22 protein-coding genes and 1 riboswitch are annotated in these 24,980 nt (G+C 63.2%); of the genes, 7 read left to right on the top strand and 15 right to left on the bottom strand.

Going from position 1 to position 24,980, the window contains the following annotated elements; translation table 11 throughout:
* Positions 1–11 precede the first annotated feature (11 nt).
* The 5 genes from MK745_RS12320 to MK745_RS12300 all read right to left on the bottom strand — a co-directional run bounded on the left by MK745_RS12320 (position 12) and on the right by MK745_RS12300 (position 3,417).
* Positions 12–881, bottom strand: coding sequence for a polyprenyl synthetase family protein (locus tag MK745_RS12320; protein WP_347813653.1), 870 nt, complete (start codon positions 879–881; stop codon positions 12–14).
* Between the two features lie 3 nt (positions 882–884).
* The gene (locus tag MK745_RS12315) at positions 885–1,127 is read right to left on the bottom strand and encodes an exodeoxyribonuclease VII small subunit (RefSeq protein ID WP_243613602.1); all 243 of its coding nucleotides are present in this window, start codon (positions 1,125–1,127) and stop codon (positions 885–887) included.
* An 84-nt stretch (positions 1,128–1,211) separates the two neighbouring features.
* Complete coding sequence (locus MK745_RS12310) at positions 1,212–2,147, bottom strand: histone deacetylase family protein (protein ID WP_243613601.1); 936 nt, start codon at positions 2,145–2,147, stop codon at positions 1,212–1,214.
* A gap of 71 nt (positions 2,148–2,218) precedes the next feature.
* Complete coding sequence (locus MK745_RS12305; protein WP_243613600.1) at positions 2,219–2,920, bottom strand: response regulator; 702 nt, start codon at positions 2,918–2,920, stop codon at positions 2,219–2,221.
* The gene (locus MK745_RS12300; protein ID WP_243613599.1) at positions 2,917–3,417 is read right to left on the bottom strand and encodes a MarR family winged helix-turn-helix transcriptional regulator; all 501 of its coding nucleotides are present in this window, start codon (positions 3,415–3,417) and stop codon (positions 2,917–2,919) included. Before MK745_RS12300 ends, MK745_RS12305 begins: the two co-directional genes overlap by 4 nt.
* A 168-nt stretch (positions 3,418–3,585) precedes the next feature.
* Between MK745_RS12300 and MK745_RS12295 the strand changes: the two genes are divergently transcribed.
* Both MK745_RS12295 and MK745_RS12290 read left to right on the top strand, forming a co-directional pair.
* Positions 3,586–4,455: a branched-chain amino acid aminotransferase gene (locus tag MK745_RS12295; protein ID WP_243613598.1), complete on the top strand. Its 870-nt coding sequence runs from the start codon at positions 3,586–3,588 to the stop codon at positions 4,453–4,455.
* A complete protein-coding gene (locus MK745_RS12290) occupies positions 4,448–5,839 on the top strand; it encodes a citrate lyase subunit alpha (protein WP_243613597.1) in 1,392 nt (463 codons plus the stop codon). The genes MK745_RS12295 and MK745_RS12290 overlap by 8 nt, the downstream gene beginning before the upstream one ends.
* Positions 5,840–5,990: 151 nt before the next feature.
* On the opposite strand, the gene MK745_RS12285 is transcribed toward MK745_RS12290, so the two are convergent.
* On the bottom strand, positions 5,991–6,911 hold the full coding sequence (locus tag MK745_RS12285) for a DMT family transporter (RefSeq protein WP_243613596.1): 921 nt from the start codon (positions 6,909–6,911) through the stop codon (positions 5,991–5,993).
* Between the two features lie 122 nt (positions 6,912–7,033).
* Between MK745_RS12285 and MK745_RS12280 the strand changes: the two genes are divergently transcribed.
* Complete coding sequence (locus MK745_RS12280) at positions 7,034–8,536, top strand: malonate--CoA ligase (protein ID WP_243613595.1); 1,503 nt, start codon at positions 7,034–7,036, stop codon at positions 8,534–8,536.
* Between the two features lie 109 nt (positions 8,537–8,645).
* The gene (locus MK745_RS12275; RefSeq protein ID WP_243613594.1) at positions 8,646–9,815 is read left to right on the top strand and encodes a cytochrome P450; all 1,170 of its coding nucleotides are present in this window, start codon (positions 8,646–8,648) and stop codon (positions 9,813–9,815) included.
* On the opposite strand, the gene MK745_RS12270 is transcribed toward MK745_RS12275, so the two are convergent.
* Positions 9,803–10,747 carry an AEC family transporter gene (locus tag MK745_RS12270; protein ID WP_243613593.1) on the bottom strand — a complete coding sequence of 315 codons (945 nt, stop codon included), beginning with the start codon at positions 10,745–10,747 and terminating at the stop codon, positions 9,803–9,805. The two genes, MK745_RS12275 and MK745_RS12270, sit on opposite strands and share 13 nt — an antisense overlap.
* A gap of 3 nt (positions 10,748–10,750) precedes the next feature.
* Positions 10,751–11,854 (bottom strand): chorismate synthase, encoded by a 1,104-nt coding sequence (gene aroC, locus MK745_RS12265; protein WP_243613592.1) that lies wholly within the window; start codon positions 11,852–11,854, stop codon positions 10,751–10,753.
* Positions 11,855–12,180: 326 nt separating this feature from the next.
* A riboswitch (TPP riboswitch) is annotated at positions 12,181–12,293 on the top strand.
* Between the two features lie 35 nt (positions 12,294–12,328).
* Between aroC and thiB the strand changes: the two genes are divergently transcribed.
* From thiB to thiQ, 3 genes are read left to right on the top strand one after another with little or no spacing between them, the layout of a single operon-like run.
* Complete coding sequence (gene thiB / locus MK745_RS12260) at positions 12,329–13,327, top strand: thiamine ABC transporter substrate binding subunit (RefSeq protein WP_243613591.1); 999 nt, start codon at positions 12,329–12,331, stop codon at positions 13,325–13,327.
* Positions 13,303–14,853, top strand: coding sequence for a thiamine/thiamine pyrophosphate ABC transporter permease ThiP (locus MK745_RS12255; RefSeq protein WP_243613590.1), 1,551 nt, complete (start codon positions 13,303–13,305; stop codon positions 14,851–14,853). Before thiB ends, MK745_RS12255 begins: the two co-directional genes overlap by 25 nt.
* The gene (gene thiQ, locus MK745_RS12250; RefSeq protein WP_243613589.1) at positions 14,840–15,532 is read left to right on the top strand and encodes a thiamine ABC transporter ATP-binding protein; all 693 of its coding nucleotides are present in this window, start codon (positions 14,840–14,842) and stop codon (positions 15,530–15,532) included. The genes MK745_RS12255 and thiQ overlap by 14 nt, the downstream gene beginning before the upstream one ends.
* Here thiQ and MK745_RS12245 read toward each other — a convergent pair.
* The 7 genes from MK745_RS12245 to dnaN all read right to left on the bottom strand — a co-directional run bounded on the left by MK745_RS12245 (position 15,529) and on the right by dnaN (position 24,827).
* On the bottom strand, positions 15,529–16,695 hold the full coding sequence (locus MK745_RS12245; protein WP_243613588.1) for a DegT/DnrJ/EryC1/StrS family aminotransferase: 1,167 nt from the start codon (positions 16,693–16,695) through the stop codon (positions 15,529–15,531). The genes thiQ and MK745_RS12245 overlap by 4 nt on opposite strands.
* On the bottom strand, positions 16,692–17,624 hold the full coding sequence (locus MK745_RS12240; protein ID WP_243613587.1) for a GDP-L-fucose synthase family protein: 933 nt from the start codon (positions 17,622–17,624) through the stop codon (positions 16,692–16,694). Before MK745_RS12240 ends, MK745_RS12245 begins: the two co-directional genes overlap by 4 nt.
* A 5-nt stretch (positions 17,625–17,629) precedes the next feature.
* Positions 17,630–18,748, bottom strand: a complete 1,119-nt coding sequence (gene gmd, locus MK745_RS12235; protein ID WP_243613586.1) for a GDP-mannose 4,6-dehydratase — start codon at positions 18,746–18,748, stop codon at positions 17,630–17,632.
* A gap of 89 nt (positions 18,749–18,837) precedes the next feature.
* Complete coding sequence (locus MK745_RS12230; RefSeq protein ID WP_243613585.1) at positions 18,838–19,953, bottom strand: glycine cleavage T C-terminal barrel domain-containing protein; 1,116 nt, start codon at positions 19,951–19,953, stop codon at positions 18,838–18,840.
* Between the two features lie 76 nt (positions 19,954–20,029).
* Complete coding sequence (gyrB, locus tag MK745_RS12225; RefSeq protein WP_243613584.1) at positions 20,030–22,447, bottom strand: DNA topoisomerase (ATP-hydrolyzing) subunit B; 2,418 nt, start codon at positions 22,445–22,447, stop codon at positions 20,030–20,032.
* Between the two features lie 96 nt (positions 22,448–22,543).
* Positions 22,544–23,647 carry a DNA replication/repair protein RecF gene (recF, locus tag MK745_RS12220; RefSeq protein WP_243613583.1) on the bottom strand — a complete coding sequence of 368 codons (1,104 nt, stop codon included), beginning with the start codon at positions 23,645–23,647 and terminating at the stop codon, positions 22,544–22,546.
* 61 nt (positions 23,648–23,708) lie between these two features.
* Positions 23,709–24,827, bottom strand: a complete 1,119-nt coding sequence (dnaN, locus tag MK745_RS12215; RefSeq protein ID WP_243613582.1) for a DNA polymerase III subunit beta — start codon at positions 24,825–24,827, stop codon at positions 23,709–23,711.
* Positions 24,828–24,980: the final 153 nt, after the last annotated feature.

The following is a 24,980-nucleotide window of genomic DNA, read 5'->3' as shown; positions in this document are numbered from 1 at the left end:
GCCTTTCTGTGTTAGCTATCGCGCGCAATAACGAAACGGGCGGCTTCCCGCAAGGTTTCGGCCTCGTCTCCATAAGAAGATAGGGCGTCACAAGCGTCCGTCACGAGGTCGGCTGCGCGGCGTTTTGCCCCGTCGAGGCCAAGGAGCGAGACGAAGGTCGCCTTGCCCGCGTCGGCATCTTTGCCGACGGCCTTGCCGACGGTGGCGGCGTCGCCTTCGATGTCGAGGATATCATCTGCGATCTGAAACGCGAGGCCGAGATCGGCGGCATAGCGCGCAAGCGGCGCCATATCGGCGCGCGCCATGCAAGCACCGGCGGTTGCGGCCCATGTGATAAGCGCGCCGGTCTTGCCGGCCTGAAGATGAGTGATCTCGTCGAGGGAGAGCGGCGTTGCGGCGGTTTCGGCGGCAATATCGAGTGCCTGACCAAGCACCATGCCCTTGGCCCCGGCGGCGCGGGCGAGGCTTAGCACCAGATCGGCGCGCACCAGCGGGTCCGGGTGGCAGTCGGGGCGGCTCACACATTCAAACCCAAAGGTCTGAAGCGCGTCCCCGGCGAGGACGGCGGTTGTCTCGTCCCATTTGACATGCACTGTCGGCAGGCCACGGCGCAGATCGTCGTCATCCATACAGGGCAGATCGTCATGAACGAGGGAATAGGCGTGGATCGCTTCAATCGCCGTGGCGGGCCAGATCGCGTTGTCCGGCGCGACGCCATGCAGGCGGGCGCTTTCCAGAACGAGGAAGGCGCGCAGGCGTTTGCCCCCGGCGCTCGCGTAGCGCATCGCCTCGTGCACGGGCAGGTTTCCGAGCGGCGAGAGCGTCGCGTCGAGATGCGCCTGCACCATGGCGGCACTCTCTTTTAGGCGAGATGGAAACACGGGTTACTGCCCTTCGACGGGTGTCAGGCCGTTGGGGGTGCCGTCGCTATCAGTGGTGATCGCGGCGACCTTTTCCTCGGCTTCCTTGAGCTTGGTCTCGCAGCGTTTCTTGAGCGCCGCGCCGCGTTCGTAAAGCGCGATGGATTCCTCGAGCGCCACGTCGCCGCGCTCGAGCTTGCCGACCACCTGTTCCAGTTCGGCCATGGCCTGTTCAAAGCTCAGGCTGTCTACGGGCGTCTCAGTCATCCGGCATTCTCCCTCAATCGGCATGTGTTTGGGCAAAAGCATATCTGCCCGCGCATGTCGAGACAACGCGGGCGATTTCGCGCCTTAGGCGCCTTTCTCCAGAAGCACGCCGACATGGGCGGCGACGGATTCGGCAAGGGCGGTCAGGTCATAGCCGCCTTCCAGCGTCGAGACGAGACGGCGGTTGCAGTGTTTCTCGGCCAAGGCGCAGAACTTCTCGGTCAACCAGACGAAATCCTCGATGGCCCAGTTGAGTTGAGCCAGGGGGTCATCGGCATGGGCGTCGAATCCGGCGGAGAGGATGATGAGTTCGGGTTTCACCCGCTCGATCACCGGAAAGACCTCGGCCTCGTAGGCGGCGCGCATGGTCGCGCCGTTGGTCTCGGGGGCGAATTGGATGTTGTGGATGTTGTTCGCAGCGCCCGTCTCCTCGGGAAAGCCGGTCCCGGGCCAGAGCGGGTGTTGATGTGAGGAGAAGAAGGTCACGCGGGATTCGTTCCACAGAAGCGCCTGTGTGCCGTTGCCGTGATGCACGTCGAAATCCACGACGGCGACGCGCGAGAGGCCATGACGCTCCATCGCGTGCCGGGCGGCGATGGCGGCGTTGCCAAAGAGACAAAAGCCCATCGGAGTTTCCGTCTCGGCGTGGTGCCCCGGCGGGCGACAGGCGACAAAAGCGTTTGTCACATCGCCAGAAAGCACCGCATCGACCGCCGCCATGGTGCCGCCAACGCCACGGCGTGCGGCCTGCACCGAACCGGGGGACATGTGGGTGTCTTCATCGAGAGCGCGGATGCCGTCCTTGGGTTCCGAGGCGATGATGGCGTCGAGATGGGATTGCGGATGGCACAGGAGAATGTCCTCGTCCGCACAAAGCGGCGCCTCGCGACGGTCGAGCGCCTCAAAACCTGGCGCAGCAAGGGCGGTCTTGATCGAGTCCATGCGCGCGACCTGTTCGGGGTGGCCCGGCGGGGTGCGGTGGTGAAGGCAATCATCGTGGGTAAAAAGCGCCGTGCTCATCGCGGTCTCCGTTGGTTGTTCGGGGGGACCGTAGCGGCGCGGATCGGGAGAAACCAGCCCCCGCGATCGGGTCAATCGGGGACGAGCATATAGCCCGCGCCGCGCACCGTCTGGAGGTAGCGGGGTTGCTTGGGGTCGGCCTCGATTTTGCGGCGCAGGCGGGTGATCTGCACGTCAACGGCGCGCTCCTGTGCCTGTCCCCGGTCGCGGCCCAGATCCTCGACCAGCTTGGCGCGGGAGATCGGCTCGCCCGGTGTGGCCGAGAAGATTTTCATCAATTGGCTTTCGGTCGCAGTCAGCCGCAGGATGGCATCGCCCTGCCACATCTCGCCGCGCTCGATATCATAGCGCACCGGGCCGAGGTTGAGCATCTTGGGTGCGGTGTCGGCCTCTTGCGTTTCGGGCATCCGGCGCAGGATCGCGTTGATCCGCAGCAGAAGCTCTTTGGGTTCGAAGGGTTTGGGGAGGTAATCGTCCGCCCCGGCCTCGAGCCCCATGATGCGGTCCTCGGTCTCGCCCTTGGCGGTCAAGAGAAGCACCGGCGTCGTCTTGTCTTCGCGGATGGCGCGGGTGAGGCTCATGCCGTCCTCGCCGGGCATCATCACATCAAGTACGATCAGGTCGAAATCGAGGCCAGAGAGAATGCGCCGGGCCTGAGCCGCGTCGCGGGCAGAGGTCACGAGGAAGCCGTTGCGTTTGAGGAATTTCTTCAGCAGGTCGCGGATGCGTTCGTCGTCATCCACGATCAGGAGATGGGGGGCAACGTCGCTCATTGGCCGCTCTCCCGCAGGCGGGCATAGCGACGGCGCATTTCCGGGTCCATCATCGCCTCGAGCACGCGGCGAAAGCCGGCCACGGCCTCGGGTCCAGCCTCACGGTAGGCGGCGCGCATGCGCGTGCGCTGGGCATCGGAAAGCCGGTTCTCAAGGGCGATCCCGGCGTCAGTCAGGTAAAGGTTCCTTTCGCGCCGGTCGGAAGAGCCGACGCGGCTTTCGACGAGGCCATCCTCGATCAACGTGCGCAGCACCCGGTTGAGCGATTGCTTTGTCACCCCGAGGATTGCGAGCAGGTTTGTGACTGTCGTGCCCGGCGCGCGGTTGATAAAGTGGATCGCACGGTGATGCGCGCGGCCATAGGCCATGGTGGCGAGAATGCGGTCGGGATCGGCGGTAAAACCACGATAGGCAAAGAAAACAGCCTCGATTCCCTGTCTGAGTTGTTCGTCTGTCAGAAAGAGAAGGCTTTCGCCGCTGCTATGAGAGTCTGGCATTGCTCTCCCCGTCGTTCACAATTTGCCGTCTTAAACGTCACAATACGTCAGCTTTGTTGACACTCCAAGAGCGGAATGATAGCGAATCGCAGATTTTGCGCAATTTTGTGACCGGATCGGCCATAAGACGCGCAACAAATGCAAAACTAAGTAGCTGGAGGAAAGGCCATGGCTGGGTCTTATGACGATCGTGACGGCAAGATCTGGATGGATGGGAAACTCGTCGAATGGCGCGATGCCAACGTCCACATCCTGACCCACGCGTTGCACTATGCGAGCTCGGTATTCGAAGGGGAGCGTTGCTATAATGGCAAGATCTTCAAGAGCCGCGAACATTCGGAACGTCTTTTGAACTCGGGTGCGTTGATCGACATGCCGATCCCCTACACCGTCGATGAGATCGAGGCGGCGAAGGAAGAGGTGCTCAAGGCCAACGGCCTCAAGGATGCCTATGTGCGTGCGGTGGCATGGCGCGGGTCGGGCGAAGACATGGGTGTCGCGTCGTCGAAGAACCCGGTGCGCATGGCGGTCGCCTGTTGGGAATGGGGCGCCTATTATGGCGATGCCAAGATGAAGGGCGCCAAGCTCGACATCGCCCAGTGGAAGCGCCCCTCGCCCGAGACGATCCCGACCGCGGCCAAGGCGGCAGGTCTCTACATGATCTGCACCATCTCCAAGCATGCGGCGGAGGCCAAGGGCTGTTCTGACGCGCTCTTCATGGATTATCGCGGCTACGTGGCCGAGGCGACCGGCGCCAACGTGTTCTTCGTCAAGGACGGCGAAGTGCATACGCCGATCCCCGACGCGATCCTCAACGGCATCACGCGCCAGACGGTGATTGGCATGCTCAAGGACAAGGGCGTTACAGTGCATGAGCGCCGGATCATGCCGGAAGAGCTCGCGGATTTCGAACAGTGTTTCCTCACCGGTACGGCGGCCGAGGTGACCCCGGTTGGTCAGATCGGCGACTACATGTTCGAAGTCGGCGCGCTGACCCGGCAGATCGCCGAAGACTACGAGGCGCTTGTGCGTGCCTGAGACCACGCGCCGCGCGATCCGTGCGGCGATTGAAACGGCAGATGTGAAGGACGGCGCGACGCTGTCCTTCCATCACCACCTGCGCAATGGCGACGATGTCATGCGACAGGTTCTTGCGGACTGTGCCGTGCTGGGCCTGCGCGATCTGCATATTGCGCCCTCGTCGCTTTTCCCGTGTCACGAAGCACTGATCCCTTTCCTGCGCGATGGCGTGGTGACGCGGATCACCACCTCCTACATGACCGGCCCGCTTGCGGAGGCTGTGCGCGCGGGCGTTTTGACCCATCCGGTGCAGTTGCAGAGCCACGGCGGGCGCGCGGCGGCGATTGCCTCGGGGCGGTTGCCGATTGATGCCGCGTTTGTTGCGGCGCCTGCGGTCGATGCGGCGGGCAACCTGTCCGGAGCGGTCGGGCCATCGGCCTGTGGTCCCTTGGGCTATGCGATGGTCGACGCAGAACATGCCCGGCACGTGGTGGCGGTGACGGATCATCGTTGCGAGGCGGTGCCGCGGGTTTGTATCCCGGCGGCGCAGGTCGACCAGGTGGTCGAGGTCGCGCAGATCGGCGACGCGGGACAGATCGCCTCGGGCACAACTGGCCGCGCGCCCTCGGAGAAGGGGCGGGTGATTGCGGATCTGACAGCGCGGCTTATCGCGGTTTCCGGCCTGCTTAGAGACGGTTTCCGGTTCCAGACCGGGGCGGGCGCGACCTCGCTTGCGGTGGCCCATGCGCTCGCGCCCGAGATGGTGGCGCGGGGCATCGTTGGGGATTTCGCGGCGGGCGGCATCACTGGCGCGCTGGTTGATATGTTCCGCGCCGGGCTGTTCCGAGGCTTGCGTGATGTGCAGGCCTTCGACCTTGCCGCCGTGCGCTCCTACGCAGAGGATGCGGCCCATCTCGCCATGTCGGCGGAGGAGTATGCCAGCCCGGAGCGCCCGGATTGCGTCGCGAAACAGCTTGATGTGATGATCCTCGGCGCGGCGGAGATCGACGCGGACTTCAACGTCAACGTGACCTGCGCAAGCGATGGGCGGATCATTGGCGGCTCGGGCGGGCATGCGGATACGGCGGCGGGGGCGATCCTGCCCATCGTGACGACGCCCTTGCAGGCGGCGGGACGGCCCAAGCTGGTTGAGGCGCTGACCTGCCTGACGACGCCGGGCAAGACGATTGGCGCGCTGGTGACAGAGGCGGGAATCGCCATACATCCGTCGCGTCCTGATCTCATCAAAGCGGCGCAAAAGGCGGGCCTGCCGCTCAAGAGTTTCGAAGATCTGCGCCGCTTGGCGGGAGATCAGGCCGGTTCGGGGCGCGGCCAAGGGCGCGTTGTAGCAGAGAGCCTGTCGCCTACGGGACATGTGCTCGATCAGGTGCGCATTTCCTGATCTCTTCCTCTTGCCGGAAATATCCCAGGGGGTCTGGGGGGCTGGCCCCCCAGTTGAAACTGGGGTCTGGGGGGCTGGCCCCCCAGCCATGCCAAACCCTTTGACGGTGCGAGCCTTGGCCCGCGTCTCAAAGGGGCGGGAGTGCCCCCCGTCAACCTTGCGGTGTCAGGGTCTGACGCGAGCCACGTTTGAGGCCAAGCTGTCTCTCGCGCCAGATGATAAAGATCCCGGCAGCGATGATGAGGCTCACCCCGGCGAGCATGATCTCCGTCGGCACCTCTTCGAAGATGAAATAGCCAATGGCGATGGCAAAGAGCATCGAGGCATAGTCGAACGGCGCAACCGTCGAAGCGTCGGCAAAGCGGTAGGCCGAGGTTAGAAAGATCTGCGCGATGCCGCCAATGAGGCCGGCGGACACGAGGAGCACCGCCTCGGTGCTTGTCGGGATGACCCAGCCGAAGGGCAGCGTCAGGAGCGACAGTCCGGTGGCGGTCAGGGAGAAATAGAACACGATGGCCGAGGTCTGATCCGTCTGCACCAGCTTGCGGATATGGATCTGTGCCAGAGCCCGAAACGCCGCCGAGCCAAGCGCAAGGAACGCGCCGAGTGTGGCGACGGAATAAGGGTCCGCGCCGCCAAGGATCGTCAGGCGCGGGTAGAGCACAATGATGACCCCGACAAGCCCGATCCCCACCGCCGATAGCCGGAAAAGCCGCACCCGTTCACCAAGAAACATCGCCGCAAAGATGACCGTCAGGAGCGGTGCGGCATAGCCGATGGCTGTCACCTCGGGGAGGGGCAACAGGCCGAGCGCGGCAAAGCCCATCGCCATGGCCGATGTCCCGATGAGGCCGCGCCAGAAATGGCCCATCGGGTTCTTGACCTTGAGACCGGTGCGCAATTCGCCGCGATGCGCGAGCCACATGAAGATGATCGGCATGGCAAAAAGCGAGCGGAAGAACACGGCCTGTCCGGGCGGGACATGCTCAGCAGCGGCCTTGATGCAGGCGGCCATGATGGAAAACAGGAAAATCGATACGAGTTTGAGGGCGATGCCTCGGAACGGTGTCATGGGATGGGCCTGTGCGTGCGTGAAGGTGTATCGTGCAACTAGATTGTCGGATTGGCAAGGCGGGGCTTGATCTTGGTCGGGGGGCAGGGGAGAACGGGACAAATCCTTTTGGAGGCCCTGCCATGTATGACGACAACTACCTTATTTCGCGCCTGCATGCGTCCTCGGTCGGTCAGGAGACGCGGAATTTCGCTCGTATTCCGAAACGCGCCAGCATGACCTTTGGCGAGTTGTTCGCGGGGGCCGAGCGGATGGCGGGGGCGTTGGTCGCGCTTGGGGTAGAGCCCGGCGACCGGGTCGCGGTGCAGGCCGACAAGACCATCGAGGCGATTCAGCTCTACCTCGGGACGGTGATGGCGGGGGGCGTGTTCCTGCCGCTCAACACGGCCTACACGGTCTCAGAGGTGGCGTATTTCCTCGGCGATGCCGCGCCGCGCGTCGTCGTCTGTGATCCGGCGCGGGCCGAGGCGATCGAAGAGATCGCCGGGGATGCCAAGGTTAAGACGCTCGACGCCAAGGGGCGCGGCACGATGGAAGAGGCTGTGGTCGGGCGCGGCGCGTTCGAGCCGGTTGCGCGGGGCGCGGAGGATCTTGCGGCGATCCTTTACACCTCGGGCACTACGGGGCGTTCCAAGGGGGCGATGCTCAGCCATAAGAACCTTGCCAGCAATTCCGAAATGCTGCGCGACTATTGGCAGTTCACCAAGTCCGACACTCTCATCCACGCGCTGCCGATCTTTCACACGCATGGGCTTTTCGTGGCGACCAACGTGGCGCTTTTGGCGGGGGCGTCGGTCGAGTTTCTGGCGAAGTTCGATGCCGACCAGATCCTTGAGGCGATGCCGCGGGCGACGGCGATGATGGGGGTGCCGACCTTCTATACCCGCCTCCTTGATGACCCGCGCCTGACCAAGGAGCGGGCGGCGAATATGCGGCTTTTCATCTCCGGCTCTGCGCCGCTCCTCGTTGATACGCATGAGAAATGGGAGGCGCGCACGGGGCACCGGATTCTCGAGCGTTACGGCATGACAGAGACGAATATGAGCACGTCGAACCCGTATGAAGGCGAGCGGCGCGCCGGGACGGTGGGCTTTCCCTTGCCCGGTGTCGAGGCGCGGATTCGCAAGGATGGCGAAGAGGTACCGACGGGCGAGATCGGGGTGCTCGAGGTGCGCGGCGACAACGTGTTTCAGGGCTATTGGCAGATGCCGGAGAAGACCGCGGAAGAGCTTTTGCCGGATGGGTGGTTTATCACCGGCGACCTCGCGAAGTTTGATGAGGACGGCTATGTGACCATCGTGGGCCGGTCCAAGGATTTGGTCATCACCGGCGGGTTCAACGTCTATCCGAAAGAGATCGAATCGATCATCGACGATCTTGACGGTGTGCTTGAAAGCGCGGTCATCGGCGTGCCGCATCCCGATTTCGGCGAGGCGGTTGTGGCCGTGGTCGTGCCCGAGGGCGAGGGGACGAGCGAGGCGGCGATCATGGGCGCCTTGTCCGAGACGGTGGCCAAGTTCAAGCAGCCCAAGAAGGTCATCCTCCTGCCTGAGTTGCCGCGCAACACGATGGGCAAGGTGCAGAAAAAGGCGCTGCGCGAGGACTATGCGGGGCTATTTTCCTGACTTTCAGTCAGGGCCTGCGGCGCGAGTATTTTGACAGAGAAGAAGAGCCGTGTTGCGCGAAAGCGGGGCCGGCCGCAGAGTAGGGCATGGGTTTCAAGGGAGGAAAACCATGTCTAATGCACCCGTGTTCGAGATCGACCCGAAAGCGTTCTGGGATGATCCCTATCCGACTCTCGCCAAGATGCGGGCCGAGGCGCCGATTGCCTATGTGCCGCAATTGGGCGCGACGCTTCTGACCAAGCGGGATTCGATCTTTGAGAATGAGAAGAAGATCGAGATTTTTTCGTCCGATCAGCCAGAGGGCCTTATGACGGTGCTCATGGGGCAGAACATGATGCGCAAGGACGGGGCCGCGCATCTTGCGGAGCGCAAAGCGGTCTTCCCGACCGTATCGCCCAAGACGGTGCGTGATGTCTGGAAGGCGCAGTTCGAGGCGGCCACGGCGGAGGTTCTTGACCGGGTCGGGCCGGAGGGGGGCGTCGACATGGTTGCCGAGATCGCGCGTCCGATTTCGGGCGAGGCGCTCAAGGCGATTACCGGGCTTACCAATATGACGTGGCAGGAGATGGACCGCGTGAGTCAGGGGATGATCGACGGCTGTGCGAATTATGCGGGCGATCCGGAGGTCGAGGCGCATTGCCATGATTGCACCGCCTCCATCGACCGCCATATCGACGCGCGCATCCCGGCTCTACGGGAACAGCCCGATCATTCGCTTCTTTCGGTGCAGATGCAGGCGGGGCTTTCGAATGAACAGATGCGCGCCAATGTGAAGCTTGCCATTTCGGGCGGGCAGAACGAGCCGCGGGATGCGATTGCCGGGGCGGTTTGGGCCCTGCTTCAACACCCCGCACAGCTCGCCAAGGTGCGGGGCGGCGAGGCGAGTTGGCTACAGGCGTTTGAGGAATACGCGCGCTGGGTCTCGCCCATCGGCATGTCGCCGCGCCGCGTTGCGCAGCGGGCTGAGGTCGAGGGGGTGGTATTTGAGCCGGAGGACCGGGTGTTCCTTATGTTCGGGTCGGGCAACCGCGATGAGGATGTGTTCGAGCGCCCTGAGATTTTCGACATCACGCGCGACCTTGCGCCGTCGATCAGTTTCGGAGCGGGGCCGCATTTCTGTGCCGGGGCGTGGGCGTCGAAATGTCTTATCGCGGAGGTGGCCTTGCCGATGATTTTCGAACGTCTCGAGGGCCTGCGCCTTGTAGGCGAGACACGGTTTGGCGGTTGGGCGTTTCGCGGGCCGCTGACCATGCCTGTGGCGTGGGGTCAGGTCAGGTAGAAAAGCAGCGCCGAGAGGGTCACAAAGGCGGCCGAGGTTGCCATAAGCATGGCGATGGAGGCGACGCCCTGAAGCCCGTGTTCTTGTGCGAACACCGTATAGAGGCCAAACATCGGGATGGCGGCGGAGAGGATCACGGCGGCGAAGAGGTCGGGGGGCAGGGCGAAGAGACCGAGGCCTGCCAGCCCCGTGGCGGCAAGCGCCACCATGGCCGGATGCAGGATCAGCTTGGCGCCCGAAATCTGTGCGGCGAGGCGCCAGTTTCCCTTGAGCGGCAGACCGACCAGTGTTCCCCCGATCACCACGAGCGAGAGCGCAGAGGCGGAGGCGGCGAGCATCTGGAACAGGCGGGTGAGTGGCTCCGGGATCGGCAGCGACAGGAGAGAGGCGGCGAGGCCGAGAAGGAGTCCGATGACCATCGGACGCTTGAGGACGCCAAGGAGGATCGCGCCGATGCGGCGGGCGAGGGCCATGTCCGAGCCACCGCGCGCCATGTCGAGCAGGATCAGGCAGATCGGGATCAAGAGCACGTTCTCCACAAGCATGTTGAGCGCGAGGATCACGGCGGCATGGTCGGGAAAGACAAGGAGCATCAGTGGAAAGCCGATAAAGCCGGAGTTGGGACAGGTCGATCCCATGACGGCGATGGCGCGGCGGCCTTTGTCCGGCGCGGTGGCCGAAAACCAGAGGAAGGCGATTGTAATCGTGGCCAACCCTCCAAGCGCGAAGGCGGCCATATAGCCGGGGTTCAGTACCTCTGCGAAATCGCGACTTGCCACCGCATGAAACAGAAGCGCCGGGAGCGCGATGTCCATCACGTAGCGGCCCAGAACCTGTAGATCCGCCGGTTTGAACCAGCCGCGCCGCACAGTGACGTAGCCGATGGCGATGGCGGCGTAGATCGGGAAGGTGATGGAAAGGATCGCGCCCAAGGCTTAGCCGATCTTGCCGCGATTCTCGCCGACCTGACCGCGATGCAGCAGAAGGTGATCGAGGATCACGCAGGCCATCATCGCCTCGCCCACGGGCACGGCACGGATGCCGACGCAGGGGTCGTGGCGGCCTTTGGTGATGACTTCGATCGGCGTGCCGTCCTTGCGGATCGAGCGGCGGGGCGAGAGGATCGAGGAAGTCGGCTTGACGGCGAAACGCACGGTGATGTCCTGACCGGTGGAAATGCCGCCGAGGATGCCGCCGGCATGGTTCGAGCCGTATTCGGGACCGTTCTCGCCCATGAAGATCTCGTCCGCATTGTCCGTACCCGTGAGCCGGGCGGCGGCCATGCCCTCACCGATCTCGACGCCTTTGACGGCGTTGATCGACATCATCGCGGCGGCAAGGTCGGTGTCGAGCTTGCCATAGACCGGCGCGCCAAGGCCCGCAGGCACGTTGCGGGCGACCACTTCGATGATCGCGCCGACAGAGTTGTGAGCTTTGCGCAGTTTCTGGAGGTAATCCTCCCAGTCTTGCGCGACCTCCGGCCCTTGCGGAATCCAGAACGGATTCTGGTCGATCTGATCCCAATCGAATTTGGCGCGGTCAATATCGAGCTCGCCCATGGCGGTCATGTAGCCCTTGATCTCGATCCCCGGCACGAGCGCATTGAGCGCCTCGCGCGCCACGCCACCAGCGGCGACACGCGCAGCGGTTTCGCGGGCCGAGGAGCGGCCACCGCCGCGATAATCGCGGATGCCATATTTCTGCCAATAGGTGATATCGGCGTGGCCCGGGCGGAAGGTCTCGGAAATGTCGCCGTAGTCGCGGCTACGCTGATCTGTATTTTCGATCATGAGCTGGATCGGGGTGCCGGTCGATTGCCCCTCGAACACGCCGGATAGGATCTTGACGGCGTCGGGCTCATTGCGTTGTGTCGTGTTCTTGTTCTGGCCGGGGCGGCGCTTGTCGAGCCAGTGTTGCAGCATCTCCGCCTCGATTGGCACACCGGGAGGGCAGCCATCGACCGTCGCGCCAAGAGCGGGCCCGTGGCTCTCGCCCCAGGTGGTGACGCGGAAGAGATGTCCGAAACTGTTCATCGACATGAGAAACGCTCCTTTGTTCCCGGTCGCAATAGCTGCCGGGGGGCGGTTTCTCAAGGTTTATCGCGGCTGGAGAAGGGTTTGAAGATTTCATGCCTCCGGCGGGAGTATTTGCCACAGAGAAGAAAGCATGGACGGTTTTGTCTTCTTCTCTGGAGAAATACCTCCGGGGGGCTTGGGGGGCTGGCCCCCCAATTGGAAATGGGGTCTGGGGGCTTGCCCCCAGCCGCGCCCAACGCTTGCGAGGCGCGGCTTGCCGCGCGTCGAAGGGGCGGGAGCACCCCCTCTCCGGGAATTCGCTTGTCATCAGAACACACGCTGTTAGGGTCGCGCTCACCTCGGGGTGCCTGTTCTGTGAGGGAACAGGCTGAGATGCGATGCATGCGAACCCGTTGAACCTGAACCGGTTAAGACCGGCGGAGGGAAGGTATGGCTCGCTCCAGAACTTGCCCCGCCCGTCGCATTTTGGAGGATGCCATGAAGTATCTTGCGCTTGCAGCGGGAACCTTGATGTCCACGGCCGCATGGGCCGAGACACCTGTTCTCACCGTATACACCTATGACAGTTTCGTCGCCGATTGGGGCCCCGGCCCACAGATCGAGGCGGCGTTTGAAGAGACCTGTGACTGTGATCTGAAATTCGTGGCCGCGGGCGATGGCGCGGCGCTTCTGGCGCGGTTGCGTCTCGAAGGCGCGCGCAGCGACGCCGATATCGTGCTTGGCCTCGACACGAACCTAGCCGGCGCTGCGGCCGAATCGGGCCTTTTTGCGCCGCATGGTCAAAGCGTTGCGCCGGATGTGCCGAATCCGTCCGGTGAGGCCGGTGCATGGGAAGACCCGCTTTTCCTGCCGTATGACTGGGGCTATTTCGCGTTTATCTATGACACGGAAAAGCTCGCCGATGTGCCGGGGAGCTTTGAAGAGCTGGCGGCGTCGGATGTCTCCATCGTGATCCAGGATCCGCGGTCTTCGACGCCGGGGCTTGGCCTTCTGCTCTGGGTTAAGGAGCAGTATGGCGACGAGGCGGGTGCGATCTGGGAAGGGCTTGCCGACAATGTCGTGACGGTCACCAAGGGCTGGTCCGAGGCGTATGGCCTTTTCCTTGAGGGCGAAGCGGACATGGTTCTGTCCTACACGACCTCGCCGGCCTATCACATCGTGGCCGAAGAGGACGAGAGCAAGGCCGCCGCGCCGTTCCCGTCGCACTACATGCAGATCGAGGTGGCCGGTAAGCTCGCCAATTCGGATCAGCCCGAGCTGGCCGACAAGTTCCTTGCCTTCATGACCACGGACGCGTTCCAATCGGTCATTCCGACGACCAACTGGATGTACCCGGCCTTTACGCCGAACGAGCCGCTGCCGGATGCCTTTGCCAAGCCCATCGGGCCGGAGCAGGCACGGCTTATCCCGGCGGGGGATGTCGCGGCGATCCGCGAAGAAGCGATGGCGGAATGGCGCGCGGCGCTCTCCAAGTAAGGCGGTGGCCAGGCGGCGTGGCGGCGGTATGTGTCGCCACGCTTATCCTTGGCACGCTTCTGGCTGTCGTCCTGCGCGCCGAGGCAGGGCGGGGGCTTGGGCCGTCCGATTGGGCGGCGATCCGTTTTACCGTCTGGCAAGCGCTGCTGTCGGCGGTGCTGAGCGTGTTGCTCGCCATTCCGGTGGCGCGGGCCTTGGCGCGGCGGGCCTTTCCGGGGCGACGGGCGATCATCGGGTTTCTTGGCGCGCCATTCATCCTTCCGGTGATTGTGGCGGTGCTTGGCCTATTGTCGGTCTTTGGTCGGGGCGGGATTCTCAATGTCGCGCTGCGCTGGGTCGGGCTTCCGGAGGTACAGATCTACGGGCTGCATGGCGTCGTCCTTGCGCATGTGTTCTTCAATGTGCCGCTGGCGACGCGGTTGATCCTTCAGGGCTGGCAGGAGATCCCGGCAGAGCGGTTCCGCCTCGCCGCGCAGCTTGGCTTTGGTCCGCGGGAGATGGCGCGGGTGATCGAGCGGCCGATGCTGCGCCGGGCGGTGCCGCTTGCGGCGGTGGTGATCTTCGCGCTCTGTATCTCGAGCTTTACCGTCGCCCTGACGCTTGGCGGCGGGCCGAGGGCGACGACCGTGGAATTGGCCATCTATGAGGCATTTCATTTCGAGTTTGATCTTGGGCGCGCGGCGCTTTTGGCGACGGTACAGATCGTGCTTGTCGGGGTGGCGGCGCTTTTGGCGCTCAGGGCTTCGGTCGCGGAAGGGTTCGGCGCGGGGTTGGACCGGGTTGTGACGCGTTCGGATTCGGGCGGATTGGGCAAGGTTAGTCTCGATTTCGTCTCTATCACGGCGGCGTCCCTGTTCCTTCTGGTGCCGATTGTCATGGTCGCGGTTGAGGGTGCGGCGGGGCTTTGGAAGATGCCTGCACAGGTCTGGACGGCGGCCGTTGTGTCCTTCTGCGTGGCGCTGGCCTCGACGGGGATCATGCTCGCGCTGGCGCTGCCAATCGCGATTGCGGCGGCGTCCTGGCGCGGGTTCGAGGCGGTCGGACTTTTCGGGATTGCCGCCTCGCCATTGGTCATCGGGGTGGGGCTTTTCGTGGTGATCTTTCCGATTGCCGATCCGTTCGCGCTTGCCCTGCCGGTCACTGCGCTGGTCAATGCGGTGATGGCGCTTCCGTTTGCTTTGCGTATTCTCGTGGGGCCGGTGCGCGACGTGGTTGAGAGCTATGGGAGGCTTTCCGCGACGCTTGGAATCGGGGGATGGGCTTGGATGCGCCTGATCCTGTTGCCGCGTCTCAAGGGGCCGCTTGGCTTTGCGTCGGGCCTCGCGGCGGCGCTCTCGATGGGAGACCTTGGCGTGATCGCGTTATTCGCGGATTCGGAGACGGCGACCTTGCCGCTCCAGATGTATCGCCTCATGGGCAGTTACCAAATGGAGGCGGCGGCGGGGGCGGCTGTTGTGCTTTTGGTGACGAGTTTCGGCCTGTTCTGGGCTTTTGACAGGGGAGGGCGCAGCCATGTTGATGCTTGAGGATGTGAGGCTCCGGCAGGGGGATTTCGCGCTGCGGGCCGATCTCGCGGTCGAGACGGGCGCGCGGGTCGCCGTCATCGGGCCATCGGGGGCGGGGAAATCCACGCTCCTGTCGCTCATCGCGGGGTTCATTGCGCCGGATCGCGGGCGCATCCTATGGGACGGGAAAGATATGACAGGCGCGGCACCGGGCAAGCGGCCTGTGGCGATGCTTTTTCAGGACAACAACCTTTTCCCACATCTCACGGTGGCGGAGAACGTGGGGCTTGGCCTGCGGCACAACCTACGTCTGACGGAGACCGAGCGGGACCGGGTTGAGACAGCGCTTGGGCGCGTCGGTCTTGAGGGATATGGCACGCGCAAGCCGGCGGCGCTTTCCGGCGGACAACAGAGCCGCGCGGCGCTGGCGCGGGTATTGGTGCAGGATCGGGCCTTTGTCCTTTTGGATGAGCCGTTTGCGGCGCTTGGTCCGGCGCTCAAGGCAGAGATGCTCGACCTTGTGGAAGAGGTGCTCGAGGAGACGGGCGCGGGGCTCTTGATCGTGAGCCACGAACCGGAAGATGCGCGCCGGATCGCGCCGCAGACGATCCTCGTCGCCGATGGGCGGGCGGAACCGCCGGTCACGACGCAGGACTTGCTCGACAATCCGCCGCCCGCGCTCCGGGCGTATCTCGGTTAGAGCGCGGCGAGGGCGTCCACGGCGTCGGCAATCGGGTAGTGGTGGTTGCCGACGAAGAGGCCATTGGCGTCGATGTAGTCGGCATTCTTTAACTCTGCGTGAATGGAATAGTCGAAGTATTGCATCACGTCGTTCTTGGCAAAGTTGCCGCCGACGATGGGGCGACATTCAAAGCCTGTCTCGATCAATTCCTTGACCAGATCGGCGCGTTTCAGGCCCGCCTCGGGACGGATCACGAGGGAGAAACCGAACCAGCTTGAGTTGCCGATTTCCTTCTGGATCATGAATTTCGGATGGCCGGAAAGGCGCTGTTGCACGAGGGCGCCATTGGCGCGACGGCCTTCGATCAGGGCGGGGAGCTTTTCAAGCTGGGCAATGCCGAGCGCGCCTGACATCTCGAGCGGGCGCAGGTTGTAGCCGGGCAGGACGAAGCGGAAGCTCTCCTCGAAGGGATCGTCGGATTTCTCGCCGGTGACGTGGTTGAACTTGGGGAGGTTGCGGGTCCAGCCGTGGGCGCGCAGAACGAGCATGACGTGGTAAAGCTCCTCGTCATCCGTCACGACCATGCCGCCTTCCATGGTCGAGATATGGTGCGAGAAGAAGCAGGAATAGGTGCCCATGACGCCGAAGGTTCCGGCCTGTTTGCCACCGAGCGTCGCGCCCATGGATTCACAGTTGTCCTCGATCACGACGATGTCGCGCCCGTCGATGATACGGGTGATGGCGTCGAAATCATTCGGGTTGCCAAGCAGGTTCACGACCATGATGGCGCGGGTCTTGTCGGTGACCGCCTCTTCGAGTGCGGCGAGATCATAGTTCAGTGTCTCGAGGTCGATATCGACGAATTTGAGGTGCAGCCCGTATTGGTTGAGCGGGTAGTAGGTCGTCGGCCAGCTTACGGCGGGGACGATGATTTCGTCGCCGGGCGCGAGCTTGAGCGCGGGGTTCTTGGTATAGGCCAGCGCGGCGGTCATCAGCAGGTTCGCGGAGGAACCGGAATTGACCATAACCGCATATTTAGAGCCGAAATACGCGGCAAATCGGCGTTCGAACTCGGCCACCTCATCACCCATGGAGTAGCGATCGGAGGCGATCACACGTTGCAGCGCGTCGAGCTCTTTCTGGTCCCAGGAAGAGGTGGCAAGCGGGAAGCGAAAGCTCATTTCGTGGCCTCGTTCAGATAGAAATCATAGGTGGTCTTGATGCCGTCGCGGAGCGAGGTCGGCGCGCTCCAGCCCCAGCCGTCCTGTCGGTCGGTGGCGCAGAGTTTTTGCTTCATGCCGACGGGTTTGGAGAGATCATGGGTGAACTCTCCGTCCCAGCCGATCACATCGGCGACGGTCTCGTAATAGGCGTTGATCGTGTGGTCATGGCCTAGGCCGCAATTCATCAGCTCGGGCAGGGCGTCGAGATCGGCGGCGGCCTTCATCACCGCGTCGGCCAGATCGCCCGCATACATGAATTCGCGCCGCGCCGTGCCATCGCCCCAGATTTCGACGGTCTTTTCGCCGTTCTGCTTGGCGAGGTGGACCTTGTGGATGATGGCGGGCAGGAGGTGCGAGTGTTTCGGGTCGAACTTGTCGTGGCGACCATAGAGGTTGCAGGGGATGAGCGTCTTGTATTGCGCGGTTTCATCCTCGCGGCGGATATATTGGCAGAGGCGTGTCGCCATGATCTTGGCCAGCGCATAGCCCTCGTTGGTCGGCTCCAGCTCGCCCGTGAGGATCATCTCTTCGCGCAGCGGGTTTGCGGCGGCGCGGGGATACATACAGGTCGAGGCGAGGTTTAGAAGGTTGCGCACACCGGATTGGTAGGCGGCCATGATGATATTGCGGCCCATCGCCGTGTTGCGTTCGAGAAAGGCGACGGGGTGGGCCATGTTGGCCTGAATCCCACCGACCTGACCGGCGGCGTGGATCACGAGGTCGGGTTTATGTGTCTCTACATAGGCGGAAACGGCCCCGGCATCCGTCAGGTCCAGTTCGCGCGAGGCGGGGGCGAGGATCGTCCACTCTGATGCTGAGGGATGTTCGAGTATGTTGCGCCCGACCATGCCGGAACCGCCCGTGAGGAGCAGGGTTTGCTTGGCCATGGTGATCAGCTTTCCGTTGAGACCGGGAGTTCGAGGCCGTGCTCGCGCAGAAGGCGGGTGCGGCGGGCGTTCTTGAGGTCATGGGCGACCATCTCGGCGCACATTTCCTGCACGGTGATTTCCGGGGTCCAGCCAAGTTTGGCCTTGGCCTTGGAGGGGTCTCCGAGAAGGGTCTCGACCTCTGCGGGACGGAAATAGCGCGGGTCGATGCGCAGGATCACGTCGCCGACGGAGAGCGCGGGGGCGTCGTCGCCCTCGATCGCTTCGACGATGCCGATTTCCTCAAGCCCTTCGCCTTCGAAGCGGACTTTGATGCCAAGCTCGGCCGCCGTCCATTCGATGAACTGGCGGACGGAATATTGCACGCCCGTGGCGATCACGAAGTCGTCCGGTGTCTCCTGTTGCAGCATCATCCACTGCATGCGGACGTAATCCTTGGCGTGGCCCCAATCGCGCAGGGCGTCGATATTGCCCATGTAGAGGCAGGGCTCGAGCCCTTGGGCGATATTGGCGAGGCCGCGGGTGATCTTGCGGGTCACGAATGTCTCGCCGCGGCGGGGGGACTCGTGATTGAAGAGGATGCCGTTGCAGGCATACATGCCATAGGCCTCGCGGTAGTTCACCGTGATCCAATAGGCATACATCTTGGCCACTGCGTAGGGGCTACGTGGGTGGAAGGGGGTGGTTTCGGTCTGTGGGATTTCCTGCACGAGACCGTAGAGTTCGGAGGTCGAGGCCTGATAGAAGCGGGTCTTTTTCTCGAGACCGAGAAAGCGGATCGCTTCGAGTAGGCGCAGCGTGCCGGTGGCGTCCACGTCGGCGGTATATTCGGGGCTTTCAAAGCTCACAGCGACGTGGCTCTGGGCGGCGAGGTTATAGACCTCGTCTGGCTGCACCTCTTGCAGGATGCGGGTCAGGTTCGAGCTATCGGTGAGATCGCCGTAGTGCAGCTTGAGCCGGGCATTGGTCGTGTGCGGGTCTTGGAAGATGTGGTCGATCCGCTGGGTGTTGAACGAGGAGGCGCGGCGCTTGATCCCGTGGACCTCGTAGCCTTTCTCGAGCAGGAATTCGGCAAGGTAAGAGCCATCCTGACCTGTGACGCCGGTTATCAGGGCTTTTTTCATCGTCTGCGTCCTCATTCACGGCCCGTAAGGGGGCGATATTTCGGGTCTCGTCTACGCTTTTGGGGCCTTGTTTGAAAGTAAAAAGGGCTTCAGGCGAAGGGCAGGTCGGCCAGTGTCACCGTTCGAGGGCCTTCTGCAAGCGCGACGGAGAGGCCGGTTGTGCCCGTGGGCAGATCAACAGCGACGAGGCCAACGCCGATATTCTTGCTGAGGCGTTTGGAGAAGGCGATTTCGGCGGCAAAGCCGACCTCCTTGCCCTCGTGAAAGAGCGGCAGGGGGTGTTCATTGCCTGCGACCGGCGCGCCGTCGAGGACAAGACCGGTGCGGCGGCGGGTCTGGCCGCTTTCGCGCAAGGCGCGTAAGGCCGGTTTGCCGACGAACTCATGCGGGCCATTGAGGTCGAGCATCTTGCCAAAGCCCATCTCGAAAGGTGTGACGGGGTGGGTCTGATGGCGCATGTCGGCGCCGTAGGAGATCAGCCCGCTTTCGAGGCGTTCGATGTCGTTTGGGGCACCGGGGCCGATGCCAAAGGGCGCGCCAGCCTCCTTCACGCGATCCCAAAGGGCGGTGCCGAAGCGGGCGTCGCGCAGGTAAAGCTCGAACCCGCCCTGTTTTGACCAGCCAGAGCGGGCGACGAGGAGCGGCATGTCGTCGAGCATCACTTCGCGGAACCAAAAATACTTGAGGTCGCGCACCCAGTCGCCAAGAAGCGCGGCGGTCACGTCCTCGGCCTTTGGACCTTGGATCGCGAGGGGGGAAACGTCCGGTTCGCGCACCGTGACGTTCAGGCCGCGCTCATGTGCGATGGCCTTGGCCCAAAGGAGGAGGTCACTGTCGGCGATGGAGAGCCAATAACGATCCTCGGAGAGCTTTTGCAGGACTGGGTCGTTGATCAGGTGGCCGTCATGGTCGCAGATCGGGACATAGCGGCCTTGGCCGACCTTGGTCGCGTCGAGATTGCGGGGTGTGAGATATTGCGCGAGGGCACCTGCGTCGGGGCCGTGAAGCTCGACCTGTCTCTGGGCGGCGACGTCCCACATGGCGACACCGTTCAGGAGGCGGTCATATTCGGCCTCCGGGTCGCCGAAATTGCCGGGGATGAACATGTGATTGTAGACCGAGAAGGTTGCGACCCCGTCGCGCACGGTCGCGTCGAAATAGGGGGATTTGCGGATGTTCGGGCCGATATGGAGGCGGTAGCTCATCGGGCGCTCCTTTTCATGAAAAACGCGGCGCCGGGGGACCGACGCCGCGCTTGGAAAACAAGGCTGAGTCGCGGGTTCAGAAGTCGAGGTTTTCCACGCTGAGCGCGTTCTTCTGGATGAACTCGCGGCGCGGCTCGACCACGTCGCCCATCAGCTTGGTAAAGAGGTCGTCGGCCTCGGCCATGTCCTCGATTTTGACCTGTAGAAGGGTGCGCGCATCCGGGTCGAGCGTGGTTTCCCAAAGCTGATCCGGGTTCATCTCGCCAAGGCCCTTGTAGCGTTGCAGGGTCAGACCCTTTTCACCCTCGCTCAGGATCGCGTCGAGGAGGTCGAGCGGGCCGTAGATAAGCTGCGAGCGATCCTTGCGATGCAGGGTGGCGGGGGTGTTGTAGATGTCCTGAAGGCTCTGGGTGAAGCTGCCGGTTTTGCGGGCTTCGCCAGAACGCAGCATCGGGCCATCGAGGGTGCGCACTTCCTCCACGCCGCGCAGGATGCGGGCGAGGCGGATGCCGTGATCCTGCGTGATGCGCCCGGTCCAGCCGCGCTCATATTCAAGCGCGATCAGGTCGAGGCGGGCGGCGACCTTGTCGGCCACGCCTTGCAGGTCGGCATCGACCGCGCCGGGCACGAAGGCCCCGGCGATGGCGGCCTGTTCGAGGATATGGCGCGGGTAATGCGTCGGGAAGGCATCAAGCACGCGCTTGAGCTGCCGCGCTTCGCCGACCACGCGGGTCAGGTCTTGTCCGACGATATCTTCGCCAGAGCCGAGGCGCAGCGTCGCGCCATCAACGCCCATATCGATCAGGTAATCGTCAAGCGCCGCCTGGTCCTTGAGGTAGACCTCGGATTTGCCGCGCGCGACCTTGTAGAGCGGCGGCTGGGCGATGAAGAGATGGCCCTTCTCGATCAGTTCCGGCATCTGGCGGTAGAAGAAGGTCAGGAGCAGCGTGCGGATGTGCGCGCCGTCCACGTCGGCGTCGGTCATGATGACGATCTTGTGGTAGCGCAGTTTCTCAAGGTTGAATTCGTCGCGGCCAATGCCGGTCCCGAGCGCCATGACGAGGTTGCCGATCTCCTGAGACGAGAGCATCCGGTCAAAGCGCGCGCGTTCTACGTTGAGGATCTTACCGCGCAGAGGCAGGATCGCTTGCGTGCGCCGATCGCGGCCCGTTTGGGCCGAGCCACCAGCGGAGTCCCCCTCGACGAGGAAGACTTCGGTTTGGGACGGGTCTTTTTCCGAGCAATCCTTGAGCTTGCCTGCGAGGAAGTTCACGTCCATCGCCGATTTGCGCCGGGTCAGTTCACGCGCCTTGCGGGCGGCTTCGCGGGCATGGGCGGCCTCGAGGATCTTGGTCACGATCATCTTGGCGATGTTGGGGTTTTCCTCGAACCACTCGGAGAGCTTTTCGTTCATCAGACCCTCGACCGCGGGGCGCACCTCGGAGGAGACGAGCTTGTCCTTGGTCTGGGACGAGAATTTCGGGTCCGGCACCTTGACGGACAGCACACAGGTCAGGCCCTCGCGCGCGTCGTCGCCTGTAAAGGTGATTTTCTCTTTCTTGGCGATGCCGCTTTCCTGCGCATACTTCTGCAGGGTGCGGGTCAGCGCGCCTCGGAAGCCCGCCATATGGGTGCCGCCATCACGCTGGGGAATGTTGTTGGTAAAGGGCAGGACGGTTTCGTGGTAGCTGTCGTTCCACCACATCGCGACCTCGACGCCGATATCGTCACGCTCGCCGTTGACGTAGATCGGCGCGTCCATAAGCGCGGTCTTGTGACGGTCGACGTATTTGACGAATTCTTTCACCCCGCCATCGTAGAAAAGCTCGGAGTGAAGCGGTTCGGCAGGGCGTTCATCCTCGAGGATGATGCGGACGCCGGAATTGAGGAAGGCCAGTTCGCGTAGGCGTTTCTCGAGCGTCTCGAAGGAATATTCGAGGTTCGAAAACGTGTCGGTCGAGGCGAGGAAGCGGACCTCGGTCCCGGTGCGGTCGCCGCAATCACCGACGACCTTGAGGTGTTCGGCGGTCTCACCACGCTCAAAACGGGCGATATGTTCCTTGCCGTTGCGCCAGATGCGCAGCTCGAGCCAATCGGAGAGGGCGTTCACAACCGAGACACCCACGCCGTGCAGGCCGCCGGAGACCTTGTAGGAGTTGGAGTCAAACTTACCGCCAGCGTGCAGCTGGGTCATGATGACTTCGGCCGCGGAGACGCCTTCTTCCTTGTGGATATCGACGGGAATCCCGCGCCCGTTGTCGGAGACAGACACAGAGGAATCGGCGTGGATCTTGACGGTGACGGCGTCGGCGTGACCGGCCAATGCCTCGTCAATGCCGTTATCCACGACCTCATAGACCATGTGGTGCAGGCCGGAGCCGTCGTCGGTATCGCCGATATACATCCCCGGACGTTTGCGCACGGCTTCCAAGCCTTTGAGAACCTTAATAGATTCCGCGCCATACTCCGGATTGTTCTGTGTCTCTTCGGACATGTGGTTTTTCCCCTACTCAGTCCGGTCAAAATATGGGTTTTGGCGGGGAATGTCACGCAAATGAGACAAGATTTTTTACCCATTCGGCGGCGGGACTCAGCCGGTCGAAATCGCCGAGATACCGTTCTCTTCGGTGACTTCAAGAGACTGGGCGCGAGCCCCGAGCTCGGCAAAGAGCTCTGGGCCTGTCCCGGTCATCCAGGCCTGGGCGCCGAGGGCGCATATCTCGTCATAGAGCGCGGCGCGGCGGGTGGCGTCGAGATGGGCGGCGACCTCGTCGAGAAGGAGGATTGGCGGCGCGCCGAATTCTGCGGCGAGCGCCCGCCCATTGGCAAGGATCAGCGAGATCAGGAGAGCCTTCTGCTCGCCGGTGGAACAATCGCGGGCCGGGACACCCTTGGCCGCGAATGTGGCGTCAAGGTCGCTGCGATGCGGGCCAATGAGCGTCCGACCGGCCATGAGATCGCGGGGGCGGCTTTCGGCAAAGGCGGCGCGCAGGGCATCGGCGGTGTCGGGCATGTCACCCTCGGCATGGGTCAGGCCCAGGTCAGCGACGGGAAAAGCGGTCTCGGCATTGGCCTGTGCGGCGGCGAGATAGACGATGGTCGCGAGGCGATTTGCGTGAATAACCTCGGCGGCGTCGGCCATCTGCGATTCAAGCGCACCGTACCAAGCGGCATCGCGGACCTGATCCTTGAGGAGGCGATTGCGCTCGCGCATGGATTTCTCATAGGCGAGCGCGGCCTCGGCATGGGCCGGAAAGAAGGAGAGCGCCATGCGGTCGAGGAAACGGCGGCGTCCCTCGGCCCCTTCGATCCAGAGCCGGTCCATCGCGGGGATGAGCCAGAGGACGCGGGCGATGCGGCCAAGGGCGGTTTGCGGGGCGGTCTTGCCGTCGATGCGCAATTGCCGGGCCGCGCCGCTTTCGGACCAGATCTCGATCTCGTGCAGGCGGTCGAGGGAGTGAAGATGCCCCGTCAACTTCCATCCCAAGGCTTCAGGGCGGCGGGTCATGTCCTCGGCGCTGGCGCGGCGCAAACCGCGACCGGGCGAAAAGAGCGAGATCGCCTCGAGGATATTGGTCTTGCCCGCGCCGTTCGGCCCATGGATCGCCACTGGGCGCGCATCACAATCGATCGCGCCTTTGCGGTGCGAGCGGAAATGCGACAGCGTCAGATGGGTGATCGCGAGGCGGGTCATGGGCGCGTCCGTTTTCTTTCAAAGAAAACGGGCCGGAATTCTGGGAAAATTCCGCGCCCCGTCACACGCGCATCGGCATGACGACATAAACCGCGCTGGTGTCGTTGCCTTCGCGCATGAGCGTCGGGTCACCGGCAGAGTTGAACATGAAGACAGCGTTCTCGCGGTCGACCTGGCTCGCGATTTCGAGCAGGTACTTGGCGTTGAAGCCGATCTCGAGGCGCTCGTCGCTATAGGCCACGGCAAGTTCTTCCTCTGCCGCGCCGCTATCGGGGGCATTGACGGAGAGCACGAGGCGATCTTCATCGAGTTGCAGTTTCACCGCGCGGGAGCGTTCGGACGAAACCGTCGCGACGCGGTCCACGGCCTGCGCGAATTCGGCGGCGTCTACTTCGAGCTTGCGGGTGTTGCCCTGCGGAATGACGCGGGTGTAGTCGGGGAAGGTGCCGTCGATGACCTTGGAGGTCAGGGTGATGTCTGGGGTTGCGAAGCGGATCTTGGTTTCCGAGACGGAGACGGCGATCTGCATCTCGTCATCTTCGAGAAGCTTGCGCAGCTCACCAACGGTCTTGCGCGGCACGATCACGCCGGGCATGTCGGCGGCCCCATCGGGCAGGTCGGCATCAATGCGGGCGAGGCGGTGGCCATCGGTCGCGACGCAGCGCAGAACCTTGCCGCCTTCACCGTCGGAGACATGCATGTAGACGCCGTTCAGGTAATAGCGGGTTTCCTCGGTCGAGATAGCGAATTTCGATTTGTCGAAGAGGCGACGCAGCACCGGCGCGGGAGCCGAGAAGTTCGACGCATATTCCGACGAGGCCATGACCGGGAAATCTTCTTTGGGCAGAGTGGCCAGCGAGAAGTTGGAGCGGCCCGCTTCGACGGTCAAGCGACCGGAAGCGCCATCGTCGGTCAGCGTCACAAGTGCGCCATCGGGCAGTTTACGGACGATTTCATGCAGCGTCGTTGCGGCCACAGTGGTCGCCCCGGCGCGTTCGACCATGGCGGGCGCCTTGTCGACCACTTCGATGTCGAGGTCGGTGGCGCGGAACTGCACCGTGTTGCCTTCGGCCTCGATCAGGACGTTGGCAAGGATCGGGATGGTGTTGCGTCGTTCCACGACGGATTGCGCCTGGCTGACAGCCTTGAGCAGGATGGCGCGTTCGATGCTGATTTTCATACCGATATCCTCCGGTTGCCGGGAGGGGCAAACTAGCTGTTTCCCCTTCTGACGCAAGCTTTTTTGCTTTTGTCGGCTTAATCGTCGGGGGCGTCAAGGTGGATGGCGCCTCTGGCGGGAGTATTTGGGCCAAGAACAAGGGGGCAGGGGCCG

Origin of the sequence: Shimia aestuarii, assembly GCF_022814865.1 — a bacterium.
GTDB classification, from domain to species: domain Bacteria; phylum Pseudomonadota; class Alphaproteobacteria; order Rhodobacterales; family Rhodobacteraceae; genus Shimia; species Shimia aestuarii_A.
This window is presented reverse-complemented; position numbering and strand designations above follow the sequence as displayed.